We start from the raw sequence: 455 nt of genomic DNA, 5'->3' as shown, positions 1-455 counted from the left end.
ATAATAGGTGCGATCTTCGGCGATCTCCGCGACCGGCGTCAGGTCGCCGGCGATGATCTTGTCCAGATCGACCGGCAGGCTGCGCACCCCCGTCGCGCTATAGGTCGTGTCCATCAGAAAGGCCGACAGGTCGTCGACGTTGAAGGTGCGCCCGTCCTTGCCCTTCACCGGCCCGGCCAGCCATTTGCGCGCCTCGGCCTCGAACCGCGCCTGAAGGTCCGGATGCTGCGCCGCGCAGGCCGCCTGGGCCGCGCATTTAGCCAGGATGATTTTCACCGCCGCCGAGACCTGTTCGGGCGTGCCGACGGCCCAGTTGCCCTCGGGCGGCCAGGGGCTGTCCATCACGGCGGCGCGCACGATCTGGGGCTGGTGTGTGATCACCGCCGCCTCGATGCGCGGCCCGTACGATCCGCCCCACAGGTCGATCTTGGCCAGACCCAGGGCCTGGGCCATGT

General features: G+C 68.6%; 1 pseudogene. It reads right to left on the bottom strand.

From position 1 onward, the window contains the following. Nucleotides 1–455 (bottom strand): annotated as a pseudogene (locus tag JWG43_RS20820) (alpha/beta hydrolase); the annotation flags it as partial.

The sequence above is a fragment of the Desulfobulbus alkaliphilus genome, assembly GCF_016918545.1.
GTDB lineage: Bacteria > Desulfobacterota > Desulfobulbia > Desulfobulbales > Desulfobulbaceae > Desulfobulbus > Desulfobulbus alkaliphilus.
This window is presented reverse-complemented; position numbering and strand designations above follow the sequence as displayed.